The 12,031-nt window shown below is 72.0% G+C and carries 12 protein-coding genes; 7 read left to right on the top strand and 5 right to left on the bottom strand.

Going from position 1 to position 12,031, the window contains the following annotated elements:
- Positions 1 to 76: 76 nt before the first annotated feature.
- From ABD901_RS30505 to pgsA, 4 genes are read right to left on the bottom strand one after another with little or no spacing between them, the layout of a single operon-like run.
- On the bottom strand, positions 77 to 547 hold the full coding sequence (locus tag ABD901_RS30505; protein WP_345131799.1) for a hypothetical protein: 471 nt from the start codon (positions 545 to 547) through the stop codon (positions 77 to 79).
- Positions 548 to 557: 10 nt separating this feature from the next.
- The gene (locus ABD901_RS30500; protein WP_345131797.1) at positions 558 to 1,691 is read right to left on the bottom strand and encodes a glycosyltransferase family 4 protein; all 1,134 of its coding nucleotides are present in this window, start codon (positions 1,689 to 1,691) and stop codon (positions 558 to 560) included.
- Positions 1,692 to 1,701: 10 nt separating this feature from the next.
- The gene (locus tag ABD901_RS30495) at positions 1,702 to 2,619 is read right to left on the bottom strand and encodes a phosphatidylinositol mannoside acyltransferase (protein WP_345131795.1); all 918 of its coding nucleotides are present in this window, start codon (positions 2,617 to 2,619) and stop codon (positions 1,702 to 1,704) included.
- Positions 2,616 to 3,245: a phosphatidylinositol phosphate synthase gene (pgsA, locus tag ABD901_RS30490; RefSeq protein ID WP_345131793.1), complete on the bottom strand. Its 630-nt coding sequence runs from the start codon at positions 3,243 to 3,245 to the stop codon at positions 2,616 to 2,618. The genes ABD901_RS30495 and pgsA overlap by 4 nt, the downstream gene beginning before the upstream one ends.
- Before the next feature lie 193 nt (positions 3,246 to 3,438).
- Between pgsA and ABD901_RS30485 the strand changes: the two genes are divergently transcribed.
- The 4 genes from ABD901_RS30485 to ABD901_RS30470 all read left to right on the top strand — a co-directional run bounded on the left by ABD901_RS30485 (position 3,439) and on the right by ABD901_RS30470 (position 8,399).
- Positions 3,439 to 5,601 (top strand): elongation factor G-like protein EF-G2, encoded by a 2,163-nt coding sequence (locus tag ABD901_RS30485; protein WP_345131790.1) that lies wholly within the window; start codon positions 3,439 to 3,441, stop codon positions 5,599 to 5,601.
- Between the two features lie 54 nt (positions 5,602 to 5,655).
- The gene (locus ABD901_RS30480) at positions 5,656 to 6,690 is read left to right on the top strand and encodes a DUF695 domain-containing protein (protein ID WP_345131788.1); all 1,035 of its coding nucleotides are present in this window, start codon (positions 5,656 to 5,658) and stop codon (positions 6,688 to 6,690) included.
- 70 nt (positions 6,691 to 6,760) lie between these two features.
- The gene (locus ABD901_RS30475) at positions 6,761 to 7,912 is read left to right on the top strand and encodes a cytochrome P450 (RefSeq protein WP_345131963.1); all 1,152 of its coding nucleotides are present in this window, start codon (positions 6,761 to 6,763) and stop codon (positions 7,910 to 7,912) included.
- 286 nt (positions 7,913 to 8,198) lie between these two features.
- Positions 8,199 to 8,399, top strand: a complete 201-nt coding sequence (locus tag ABD901_RS30470) for a hypothetical protein (protein ID WP_345131786.1) — start codon at positions 8,199 to 8,201, stop codon at positions 8,397 to 8,399.
- Here the strand turns inward: ABD901_RS30470 and ABD901_RS30465 are convergent.
- Complete coding sequence (locus tag ABD901_RS30465) at positions 8,393 to 8,680, bottom strand: TfoX/Sxy family protein (protein ID WP_345131783.1); 288 nt, start codon at positions 8,678 to 8,680, stop codon at positions 8,393 to 8,395. The genes ABD901_RS30470 and ABD901_RS30465 overlap by 7 nt on opposite strands.
- A gap of 34 nt (positions 8,681 to 8,714) precedes the next feature.
- Here ABD901_RS30465 and ABD901_RS30460 point away from each other — a divergent pair, with 34 nt between their 5' ends.
- The 3 genes from ABD901_RS30460 (at position 8,715) to ABD901_RS30450 (ending at position 11,992) form a co-directional block, all read left to right on the top strand.
- Entirely contained in the window at positions 8,715 to 9,296 is a 582-nt protein-coding gene (locus ABD901_RS30460; RefSeq protein WP_345131781.1) for a phosphoesterase PA-phosphatase, read from the top strand.
- 159 nt (positions 9,297 to 9,455) lie between these two features.
- Positions 9,456 to 11,468, top strand: a complete 2,013-nt coding sequence (gene thrS, locus ABD901_RS30455; protein WP_380140042.1) for a threonine--tRNA ligase — start codon at positions 9,456 to 9,458, stop codon at positions 11,466 to 11,468.
- 50 nt (positions 11,469 to 11,518) lie between these two features.
- Complete coding sequence (locus ABD901_RS30450; protein ID WP_345131961.1) at positions 11,519 to 11,992, top strand: HIT family protein; 474 nt, start codon at positions 11,519 to 11,521, stop codon at positions 11,990 to 11,992.
- The last annotated feature ends 39 nt before the right edge of the window (positions 11,993 to 12,031 follow it).

The following is a 12,031-nucleotide window of genomic DNA, read 5'->3' as shown; positions in this document are numbered from 1 at the left end:
AGCTGGATTCACCCGCAAGTTTACGCCCGGGCCGTCCCCCGGCCCGACGGCCAATGGCAACCCCGCGGCCCACGGATCAGGACAATGAGGGGTCGTCCACGTCGAAATAGGCAGGAATCGGGTGTTTCCTGGCAAGCCGGAAGAGTCGGACGAGTGACCGGCGTCGCACGGCCAGGGCGTCGCGCACCACGTCGTTGTGGACCTGGCGGGCCAGCGCCACCCGGCGGCTGACCTGCACCAGCGTCTCCACCACGTCCGCCGGCGGGTCGCCGAGCCCGGCCCGCAGGTGCCGCGTGAGGTCGTTCTCGGCGACCTCGCGGTCGTCCGGCTGGGCGTCCAGGGCGATCTTCGCCGCGTACATCAGCGTGGGCAGCTGCGCCGCCTCGGCGAGGGCCACCGCGGCGGCGGCGCGGCGCACCAGGTGCGCGTCGAGGGTCGCGTACGCGGCGGCGGCCCGCGCGTGCAGCCGGTCGATCCGGGCCGCGAGCCACGTCAGGTAGGTGGCCACCGCGACCACCACGGCCACCACGGCGATCACCCACCACATGCGGCGCAGCCTACGGGACGGACTCCTGCACGGTCGCTCCGGCAACCTCGATCGCGGTGGAGTACACCTCCAGGACCCGTTCGGCGACGACCGGCCAGTCGTAGGCGGCGACCACCTCGGAGCCCCGGGCGGCGAGCGCGGCGCGGCGGGCCGGGTCGTCCAGCAGGTCCGCCGCGGCGCGGGCCAGGGCGGCCGAGTCGCCGATCGGGAACAGCGCGCCGGCCGCGCCGCCGTCGAGGACCCGCCGGAACGCGTCGAGCTCGCTGGCCAGCACGGCGGTGCCGGCCGCCATCGCCTCGGTGAGGATCATGCCGAACGACTCGCCGCCGGTGTTGGGCGCGACGTAGAGGTCGACGCTGCGCAGCATCCGGGCCTTGTCCTCCTCGGAGACCTTGCCGAGGAACACGACCCGGTCCCGGATGGAGTCCGGCACCTCCGACATGACGTCGTCGGCGTCGCCCGGCCCGGCCACCAGCAGGCGCAGGCCCGGGCGCGCAGGAGCCAGCGTTTCGAAGGCGCTCAGGAGGTACCGAAACCCCTTCCTCGGCTCGGTGAAGCGCCCGACGAACCCGAGTGCGCCGCCCTCACCCGGCCAGCCGGGCAACGGCACGGCGCCGCGGTATTTCGACGCCTGCACCCCGTTGGGGATCTCCCATGCGCTGCCGCCCAGGTGCTCGACCTGGACCTTGCGCGCCAGCTCGCTGACCGCGATCCGGCCGGTGATCTTCTCCAGCACCAGCTGCAGCACGCCCTGTGCGGCGGCGAGGGCGCGGGAGCGCGTCATGGCGGTGTGGAAGGTGGCCACGACCGGCCCGCGCGCCGAGAGCACGGCGAGCATCGACAGGCTCGGGATGAGCGGCTCGTGCACGTGCAGCACGTCGAAGCGGCCGGCGGCCAGCCAGCGCCGCACCCGGGTGGCCGAGATCAGCCCGAACGACACGCGGGCGACGGAGCCGTTGTACGGCACCGGCAGCGTACGGCCGGCCGGCACGACGTACGACAGCGCCATGCCCTCGTCGTCGCCGGGCGCGAGGACGCTGACGTGGTGGCCGAGCCCGATGAGTGTCTCGGCGAGGTCGCGAACGTGGTTCTGCACGCCGCCGGGCACGTCGAAGGAGTACGGGCAGACGATCCCGATACGCAACGGCCCTCCCCTACGCCACGGTGCTGACGGCCGGCTCGTCGAGCCAGAACCGCTGGAGCATGTGCCAGTCTTCCGGGTGGCGCGCGATGCCCGCCGCGAACACATCCGCGACGCGCTGCGTGACGATCCGGACACGGGCGTCGAGCGGGCCCTCGTCCGGGCCCGGCATGTCGACCGGGCCGTAGAGGTGCCCGGCCGCCGCATCCGCATCGAACCACATGTCGACCACATACAAGGGTGCCCCGCTGCGCAGCGCCAGCAGCGCCGGGCCGGCCGGCATCCGGGTCCGGCCGCCGAAGAACTCGACGTCCACCCCGCGCGGGGTGAGGTCGCGGTCGGCGAGCAGCGGCACCACCGCGCCGGCCCGGACCCGCTCCTCGAGCACGTCGAACGTGGGCCGGTCGCCGCCGCTCAGCGGGAGGATCTCCATGCCGAGGGCGCGGCGGAAGGCCAGGAACTTGAGGTACACGCTCTCGGGCTTGAGCCGCTCGGCGACGGTGGTGATCGGCCAGCCGTTGGCCGCGACCCACGCCCCGGCGGCGTCCCAGTTGCCGGCGTGCGGCAGCGCGACCACCGAGCCGACGCCGGCGGCGACGTTCTGCCCGAGCAGCTCGCCGCGCTCCAGCCGGAAGCCGCGCAGGATCTGCTCCTTGGAGCGCCCCGGCAGCCGGAACGCCTCCAGGTAGTAGCGCGCGTAGGAGCGCAGCGCCCGCGCCAGCAGCCGCTGGAACTCCTCCTCGGGCATCTGCGGACCGACCACGCGGCGCAGGTTCCCGGCGAGCCTTGCCGTGCCCTTGCCCGGTTTTCCGCGTCGGTACCCCCGGGAGCCCGTCGACGCCGCGGCCGAGAACAACGGCCAGGTGAGACCCCAGGGCAGCTTCGGCAGCAGGTTGAACGCCGCGCCGTAGCCGAGCTCGACGAGGTTCACCGAGCCTCGCCCGGCTCGGGCGAGTACGCCTGACGGTAGACCGTGCCGATGCGCTGGCCGATCGTCACGATCGACAGCGCTACCAGCAGCCACATCACGGTCTCGAGGCCGTAGGGCACCCCGATTTTCCACAGCACCCCGCCGATGCCGATGCCGACGAGCCGCTCGGCCCGCTCGATGATGCCGACGTTGCAGGTGAAGCCGAGGCCCTCGGCGCGCGCCTTGACGTAGGAGACCACCTGGCCGGTGAGCAGGCACAGCAGCGCGGCCGCGACGAGCCGGGGCTGGTGCTGCGTGGCGTAGTAGAAGGCGACCGAGCCGAAGATCGCGCCGTCGGCGATGCGGTCCATGGAGGAGTCCAGCAGCGCGCCGAACTTGTTGGTGATGCCGCGCTGGCGAGCCATCGCCCCGTCGAGCATGTCCGTGAGGCAGCTCAGGGTGATGATGACGAGCGCGGCGAACAGATAGCCGCGCGTGGCGAAGCCGAGCGCGCCGACGAGCACGCCGACGGTGCCGGCCACCGTGACGGCGTTCGGGGTGATCCCGGCGCGCAGCAGTGCGGCCGCGACGGGGTCGACGATGCGGGCCAGTCCGGCCCGGCTGACTACGCTGAGGATCTTCGCCATGGCGCTCTCACGATAACGGCGGCGGAGCTTGCCGGATACCGGCACGTGGGACTGCTCACGGTGCTTGAGTAAACCTGAGTTCGGTAGGAGCGCCGGCGGGCTTGTGTCGGTGATGTTTCGGGTGTGGGATCGGTGAACGGGTCGTGACTGTGAGACTGCTCACAGGTGGCGCAAGACTTTCGGGAGGCGCGTGATGGCGCAGAAGGTCCAGGAGAAGGGTGTCACCGGCACCGCGCCGGTGGTTGATGAACCCGGCAGGGTACGCAACGTGGTCGTCGTCGGCCACTCCGGTTCGGGCAAGACGACGCTGGTCGAGGCGCTGTTGGCGGCGACCGGCACGATCTCGCGGGCCGGGTCGGTGACCGAGGGCACCACGGTCACCGACCATGATCCCGCGGCGGTGAAACAGCAGCGTTCGGTCACGCTGTCGTGCGCGCCGCTGCTGCACGAGGGCGTGAAGGTCAACCTGCTCGACACGCCGGGCTACGCGGACTTCGTCGGCGAGCTGCGGGCCGGCCTGCGCGCCGCCGACGCGGCGCTGTTCGTCGTGTCCGCCGTCGACGGCATGGACGCGGCGACCGGCGCGCTGTGGGAGGAGTGCGCGCACGTCGGCATGCCGCGCGCGGTCGCCATCACCCGGCTGGACCACCAGCGCGCCGACTTCGACGAGACGCTGCAGACCTGCCAGGAGGTCTTCGGCGACAACGTGCTGCCGCTGTACCTGCCGATGCTGGGCGACGACGGCGCGAGCGTCGAGGGGCTCATCGGCCTGATCACCCAGCGGGTCTTCGACTACTCCGCCGGCTACCCGCCGGCGGTGCGCGACCCCGACGCGGAGCACCTGCCCGCGATCGAGGAGTCCCGCAACACCCTGCTGGAGGGGATCATCGCCGAGAGCGAGGACGAGACGCTCATGGAGCGCTACCTCGGCGGCGAGGCCATCGAGACGCAGGTGATCATCGACGACCTCGAGAAGGCCGTCGCCCGGGGCACGTTCTACCCGGTGGTGCCGGTCTGCTCCGAGACCCGGGTCGGGCTCGACGCGCTGCTCGAGGTGCTGGTCAGCGGCTTCCCGTCGCCGCTGGAGCACGAGGTGCCGCCGGTGACCGACGTCGAGGGCGAGCCGCACGCGCCGCTGTCCTGCGACCCGCAGGGCCCGCTGGTCGCCGAGGTCGTCAAGACCACCATCGACCCGTACGTCGGGCGCGTCTCGCTGGTGCGCGTGTTCTCCGGCACGCTGCGCCCGGAGACACCGGTGCACATCTCCGGACACGGCATGGCCGAGCGCGGCCACCCCGACCACGACGCCGACGAGCGCTTCGCGCACCTGTTCTCGCCGCTGGGCAACAACCTGCGCGAGGTGCCGCAGGCCGTCGCCGGCGACCTCGTCGCGATCACCAAGTCGGGCACCGCCGAGACCGGCGACACGATCTCCGGCAAGGAAGCGCCGCTGCTCATGGCCCCGTGGGAGATGCCGGAGCCGCTGCTGCCGATCGCCATCGTGGCCCGCACCCGCTCCGACGAGGACGCCCTGGCCAAGAACCTGGGCCGGCTGGTCGCCGGCGACCCGACGCTGCGGCTGGAGCGCAACGCCGAGACGCACCAGCTGGTGCTGTGGTGCATGGGCGAGGCGCACGCCGACGTGGTCCTGGACCGGCTGCGCGCCGGCGGCGTTGAGCTCGACACCGAGCCGGTGAAGGTGGCGCTGCGCGAGACGTTCGCCGCGCCCAGCCAGGGCCACGGCCGGCACGTCAAGCAGTCCGGCGGCCACGGGCAGTACGCGGTCTGCGACATCAAGGTCGAGCCGCTGCCGCGCGGTTCCGGCTTCGAGTTCGTCGACAAGATCGTCGGCGGTGTGGTGCCGCACAACTACATCCCCTCGGTCGAGAAGGGCGTGCGCAGCCAGATGGAGCGGGGCATGGTCGCCGGCTACCCGGTCGTCGACGTGCGCGTCACGCTCTTCGACGGCAAGGCGCACTCGGTCGACTCCTCCGACGCGGCGTTCCAGACCGCCGGCGCCCTCGCCCTGCGCGAGGCCGCCGAGCAGGGCCAGACGACGCTGCTGGAGCCGATCGACGAGGTCACCATCCGGGTGCCCGACGACTTCGTCGGCGCGGTGATGAGCGACCTGTCCGGCCGCCGCGGCCGGGTGCTGGGCAACGAGCCCGACCCGAACGGCCACGAGCGCACCCTGGTGCGCGCCGAGGTCCCGGCGACCGAGCTGGTCCGCTACGCCGTCGAGCTGCGCGCAATGACCTCGGGCGCCGGCACGTTCACCCGCGTGTTCGTCCGCCACGACCCGATGCCCTCCCACCTGGCCGACGCCGTGAAGAAGGAGCACGCCGCCGCCCGGTAGGCAATGCACCGAACGGTGATCCCGGTCCGCCGGGATCACCGCTAGGGTGATCCCGTGATCTTCGGGCGGTCCAGGCGCAAGGCCGGCGACGGCGGCGCGATCGTGGACTTCTGGGCCTGGTGGCCCACCGTCCACCCCGACGTCGAGGCGGCGCTCTCCACCGGGGACTGGGAAGCGCTCACCCCGCAGTTCTCCCGCCGCGTCGAGGCGATCCATCCGGGCCTGGAATGGGAGTTCTCCCGCGGTACCAACGCGAAACACGCCCTCGTCGTGTCCTCCGGCGGGGTGTCGGAACTGCGGCCCGTCGCCGCCCGCTGGGGTGCCATGGCCCCTGAGGCGGACGCGACCTGGGAGTATCACATCTCGCGCCAGCCCGACCCGACGGTGCTGCAGAACACGATCGGCCTCGGCGAGGGCGTGCAGCTGGACCTGACGCAGCTGCGCTTCGCCTTCACCCGCGAGGAGGACTCGCCGGAGATCGACGTCGTCGCCTACCACCCGGGTTTCCGCATGCTCGGCGAGCAGGTCCGCGGCCGCGTCACGTTCCTCACCCTCGACTGGCTGCTCGGCGAGGACGGCGTCGAGGAGTGGATCGGCGCCATCGCCTGGGACACCGAGGAGCCGCCGGGCGCCGCCGACCCCGCCGAGCTGGCGGAGGCGGTGGACGAGCTGCGCGAGCAGTACCGCACCCCGCAGTGGGTCCTGCTGCGCGCCGACCTGCCGGACGGCAGCCCGCTCATCGCCACCGTCCAGCGCCCGCTGCGCCCGGTGCGGTGGCCGCGCTTCGACACGCACGTGGCGGTCACGCTGCCGTACCAGCACAGCAACCAGTCCGGCCTGCCGGAGGACGAGTCGCTGGCGGCCCTGCGCGAGTTCGAGGACACGGCCCTGACGACGGCGGCGGGCCCCGACGGCGTCCTGATCGCCCACGAGACGAGCAACGGCGCCCGCACCCTGCACTACTACGTCGACGCCGACTCGCCGGCCGCCGACGACCTGGCCGAGGCCGCGGGCTGGTGGAAGGACGGCCGCGCCCGGGTCGAGCGCCACTTCGACCCGTCTTTCGAGCGCTTACGCCGTTTGCGTTGATTAAGGTTGATGCGTGGCGACGATCGTGCGGGACGACGAAGTACTCACGCTGCTGGACGAGCTGACCACGATGACGGGCCGGCGGGACCCTTACCCGCGCTACGCCCGGCTGCGCGAGATCTCCCCCATCGTCCGGGCCGCCGACGACGCGCTGGTCGTGACGGGTTACGCCGACTGCCAGACCGTGGTCCGCGACGCCCGTTTCGCGCACATGCCCCCCGACATGCTGGCCTTCATCGGCTACCCGGACTGGCGCGAGCACCCCGCGCTCGCGCTGATGTACACGAGCATGCTGGTCCTCAACCCGCCCGACCACACCCGCCTGCGCCGCCTGGTGAGCTCCGCGTTCACCGCCCGCCGCGTCCAGTCCCTGCGCCCCGCGATCGAGCGGATGGTCGGCTCCCTGCTGGACGACCTGGCGGCCGACGGCGGCGCGGACTTCGTGGCCGCCTTCGCGTTCCCCCTGCCGGTGGCCGTGATCGGCGAGCTGCTCGGCGTCCCGGCCGCGGACCGCTCCCAGTTCCAGACCCTGGTCCGCGACTGGACCCAGATCCTGGAGCGGATCACCCCCGAGGTCCTGGAGCGCGCCGACCCGGCCGCCGCCGCGATCCGCGACTACCTGGCGGCCCTGCTGGACGAGCGCCGCCGGACCCCCGCCGACGACCTGCTGACCGCCCTGACCCAGGCCACGGACGACCAACTGACCGACGACGAGGTCCTCGCGAACGCGTCGCTCCTGTTCGCCGCCGGCTTCGAGACCACCACCAACCTGCTGGCCAACGGCCTGCACGCCCTGCTCTCCCACCCCGAGCAGCTCCCCCTCGTGGCGCGGTCCCCGGAGGCGGCGGTGGAGGAGCTGCTGCGCTTCGACAGCCCCGTCCAGCTCAGCGCCCGCATCGCCACCGAGCCCATCGACCTCGCGGGCGTGACGGTCGAGGCGGGCGAGCGCGTGGTCGCCTACCTCGGCGCCGGCAACCGGGACCCGCAGCGCTTCACGGCCCCCGACGACCTCGTCCTGGACCGGGCGGACAACGCGCCGCTCTCCTTCGGCGGCGGCATCCACTACTGCCTGGGCGCCCCGCTGGCCCGCCTCGAGGCGCAGGTCGCGCTGCCCGCCCTGGTGCGGCGCTTCCCCTCCATCGCGCTGGCCGGCGAGCCGGAGCGGCGCGACAGCCTGAGCCTGAAGGGCTTCACCGCGATGCCGATCCGCGTCGCCGGCTGAGACACGCTCGTCTCTGCCAGCCGACGTCCTGCGAGTGCCCGACGAGCTGTCGCGCGCGCGATGCGAGTGGTCGTGGGGCGGTGCCGGTTCTGCGTTTCGACCTGCGGGTTTGGCCCGACGATCGGGTGAACATGCCGGCACGGGCGCCGCCGGCGCTTCCTCTTTTCTTGCTCCTCTAGCTTAGCCTCCGCCAAAAAATCGGCCCGACCGGAAAGTCCGCAGGGTAATCAATCCATCACAGGGCGTCAGCGGGCCCAGTCTTGCCGGTCGGGCGTACAACGAAAGCATGGACGCCGATCGCAGTCGCAAGCGGCAGTCGTGGGTCTCCAGCGCACTCGTGCTGGCCGGACTGCTGCTGTTCGTCGCCGGGCAACGCTGGCTGGCGCTGGCCGCGATGTTCGTGGTGGCGCTGATCGTCTCCAACATGCAGCGGGAGCGCCGGGAGCGCGAGCGCGAGGAGCGCGAACGCGACGACGAGGACTACTGACCGGCGAGCCAGCCGTCGAGGGTCTCGTCGTCGAGGGTGCCGGCGGCGACGAGCACGAAGCCGCGGGTGGCGCGGCCGCCCATCTCGAACGGGCGCGCGCCGAGGCGGGCGAGCGTGGCCGTCATGGCGTCGGGTGCGACGCGGACGAGCAGGTCGGGGCCGTAGACGCCGGCGGCGATCGCGCCGTCGCGCAGGAACACCAGCCCGCCGAACATGCGCCGGGTCGGCACGTCGCCCAGGCGCGAACGGACCCGCTCGGCCAGCCCCTCGTCGTACGCCACGATCCCCAATCTAACGGTCCGATATGGTCCTGCCGTGATCAGGCAGCGGCTCGCCAGATGGCTGACGGAGGCGTTCGCGCCGGCGGTGCTCGTGTCCGTGCTGCTGGTGCTGCTCGGGGTGCACAGCGAGCCGGGGCTGGGGCGGGGCCTCGCCATGGGGGCGCTCGCCGCGCTGTTCGAGAGCGTCCTGCCGTACCTTTACATCCTGCGCGGGGTGCGCACCGGCCGGATCACCGATCACCACGTCGGCGACCGGCGGCAGCGGCTCGTGCCGCTGCTGGTCGGGCTCGGCTCGGTGGTCGTCGGCGCGGTGGTGCTGCTGCTCGCGCACGCGCACCGGGAGCTGCTGGCCGCGGTGGCCGCCGGCGGTGTCGGGCTGCTCGTCGCGGCGGCGGTCAACCACTGGTGGAAGATGTCGATCCACGCGGCCGTCGCCGCTGGATCCGTGGTGATGTTGATGATGGTGTACGGCTGGATCCTCATCGTCGCCGCACCGCTGGTCGGCGCCGTCGGCTGGTCGCGGGTGGAGCTGAAGGACCACACGTGGTCGCAGGTCGGGGTCGGCACCGTGGTCGGCGCTCTGGTCGCCGGTGTGGTGTTCGCCGCGCTGCGCTGATTGAGGTGTGGTGTTCGCCGCGCTGCGCTGATTGACTCGACAGCGTCACTGTGATGGGCGCTGTGCCCGCCGGGGGTGTTCGCGGCCCTTCGCTGAGTGGGTCGATAGCATCGGTGTGCAAACCGACCCACCGAAGCTTGGGAGCAGCCCGTGTCCGCAGTGCGCTCGAATACCGAAGCCCCACCGCGCATCGTGGTCACGGCGGGCACGACGGCGGCGGCCGCGGTCGCAGCCGCGGGGCTGCCGGCCAACGGGCCGAAAGCGATCGTCGTGGTCCGCGAGGCCGACGGCCGGCTGCGCGACCTGGACTGGGCGCCGGAGGCCGACACCGAGGTCGAGGCCGTGGACCTGTCCAGCCCCGACGGGCTCAACGTGCTGCGCCACTCGACCGCGCACGTGCTCGCGCAGGCGGTGCAGGACCTCTTCCCCGAGGCGAAGCTGGGCATCGGCCCGCCGATCGAGAACGGCTTCTACTACGACTTCGGGGTCAGCAAGCCGTTCCACCCGGACGACCTCGAGAAGCTCGAGAAGCGCATGCAGGAGATCATCAAGTCCGGCCAGCGCTTCCGGCGGCGCCGCTTCGACTCGGTGGAGCAGGCCAAGGCCGAGCTCGCCGACGAGCCGTTCAAGCTGGAGCTCGTCGACGTCAAGTCCGACGTCGACACGTCCGAGGTGATGGAGGTCGGCGGCGGCGAGCTGACGATCTACGACAACCTCGACGCCCAGTCGGACAAGGTCTGCTGGTCCGACCTGTGCCGCGGCCCGCACCTGCCGACCACGCGGCTCATCCAGGCGTTCAAGCTGACCCGCACCGCGGCCGCCTACTGGCGCGGTTCGGAGAAGAACCCGCAGCTGCAGCGCGTCTACGGGACGGCCTGGCCGACGCGGGATGCGCTCAAGGAGTACCAGCGCCTGCTCGAGGAGGCCGCGCGCCGCGACCACCGCAAGCTCGGCGTGGACCTCGACCTGTTCAGCTTCCCCGATGAGCTCGGCTCGGGCCTGCCGGTGTTCCACCCCAAGGGCGGGATCATCCGCCGGGAGATGGAGAACTACTCGCGCAGCCGCCACGAGGAGGCCGGCTACGCCTTCGTGAACACCCCGCACATCACGAAGGGCCACCTGTACGAGGTCTCGGGGCACCTGGACTGGTACGCCGACGGCATGTTCCCGCCCATGGAGGTCGAGGGCGCGAACTACTACCTCAAGCCGATGAACTGCCCGATGCACGACCTGATCTTCCGTTCGCGCGGCCGGTCGTACCGGGAGCTGCCGCTGCGGATGTTCGAGTTCGGCACCGTGTACCGCTACGAGAAGTCGGGCGTCATCCACGGCCTCACCCGGGTGCGCGGCATGACGCAGGACGACGCGCACATTTTCTGCACCCCGGAGCAGGTCGAGTCCGAGCTCGCCTCGCTGCTGCAGTTCGTCCTCGAGCTGCTCAAGGACTACGGGCTGACCGACTTCTACCTCGAGCTGTCGACGAAGAACCCGGACAAGTACGTCGGGTCGGACGAGGTCTGGGACGTCGCCACCGAGACGCTGCGGCGGGTCGCCACCGAGTCCGGCCTCGAGCTCGTGCCCGACCCGGGCGGCGCCGCGTTCTACGGGCCGAAGATCTCGGTGCAGGCGAAGGACGCGATCGGCCGGACCTGGCAGATGTCGACCATCCAGCTGGACTTCAACCTGCCGGAGCGCTTCGAGCTGGAGTACCAGGCGGCCGACGGCTCCCGCCAGCGCCCCGTCATGATCCACCGGGCGCTGTTCGGCTCGATCGAGCGCTTCTTCGGCGTGCTCACCGAGCACTACGCGGGCGCGTTCCCGGCGTGGCTGTCCCCGGTGCAGGTCGTCGGCATCCCGATCCGCGCCGACCACGCCGACTACCTGGCCGCGTTCGCCGACCGGCTGCGCGCCGAAGGCGTCCGCGTCGAGGTCGACCACTCCGACGAGCGCATGCAGAAGAAGATCCGCAACGCCCAGCAGCAGAAGATCCCGTTCATGGCGATCGCCGGCGACGACGACGTCACCGCGGGCACGGTGTCCTTCCGCTACCGCGACGGCTCGCAGCGCAACGGCGTGCCGCTCGACGAGGCCGTCGCGCACGTCGTGTCGGTGGTCCGCTCGCGCGTCAACGAGGGCCCGTCGGCGGCGGTCGCGGAGGGGTCGCCCGCGTGACGAACCCGGGGGAGCCGGACGACCTGGACCGGCTGTGGACGCCGCACCGGATGGCGTACATCAAGGGTGAGGACCGCGCCGACGACCACGACCAGCCCGCCGGGTGCCCGTTCTGCCGGGCGCCCGGCCTGCCGCCGGAGGAGAGCCTGGTGGTGGCGCGGGGCGAGGTCGTCTACGCGATCCTGAACCTGTACCCGTACAACCCCGGCCACCTCATGGTCGTCCCCTACCGCCACATCGCCGACTACACCGACCTGACCGCGCCGGAGACGGCGGAGGTCGCGTCGTTCACGCAGACGGCGATGCGGGTGATCCGCAAGGTCAGCGGGGCGCACGGCTTCAACCTCGGCATGAACCAGGGCGCGGTGGCGGGCGCGGGGATCGCGGCGCACCTGCACCAGCACATCGTGCCGCGGTGGGGCGGCGACACGAACTTCATGCCGGTCGTGGGGCGGACGAAGGTGCTGCCGCAGCTGCTGAGCGACACGCGCTCGCTGCTCGCCGGCGTGTGGTCGGACGCCTGATCGGGTTCGCCGCGTTGTCGCGCTGAACCCTTTGTCACG

Source organism: Dactylosporangium darangshiense, assembly GCF_039537565.1.
GTDB lineage: Bacteria > Actinomycetota > Actinomycetes > Mycobacteriales > Micromonosporaceae > Dactylosporangium > Dactylosporangium darangshiense.
Note: the sequence above shows the minus strand (reverse complement) of the source record. Positions and strands in the feature narration are given on the sequence as shown.

Excerpts from the sequence above, each read along its gene's own strand:
- ABD901_RS30450 (WP_345131961.1), top strand. The coding sequence starts at position 11,519 with ATGGCGTACATCAAGGGTGAGGACCGCGCCGACGACCACGACCAGCCC.
- ABD901_RS30505 (WP_345131799.1), bottom strand. The coding sequence starts at position 547 with ATGTGGTGGGTGATCGCCGTGGTGGCCGTGGTGGTCGCGGTGGCCACC.
- ABD901_RS30470 (WP_345131786.1), top strand. The coding sequence starts at position 8,199 with ATGGACGCCGATCGCAGTCGCAAGCGGCAGTCGTGGGTCTCCAGCGCA.
- ABD901_RS30485 (WP_345131790.1), top strand. The coding sequence starts at position 3,439 with ATGGCGCAGAAGGTCCAGGAGAAGGGTGTCACCGGCACCGCGCCGGTG.
- ABD901_RS30475 (WP_345131963.1), top strand. The coding sequence starts at position 6,761 with ATGACGGGCCGGCGGGACCCTTACCCGCGCTACGCCCGGCTGCGCGAG.
- pgsA (WP_345131793.1), bottom strand. The coding sequence starts at position 3,245 with ATGGCGAAGATCCTCAGCGTAGTCAGCCGGGCCGGACTGGCCCGCATC.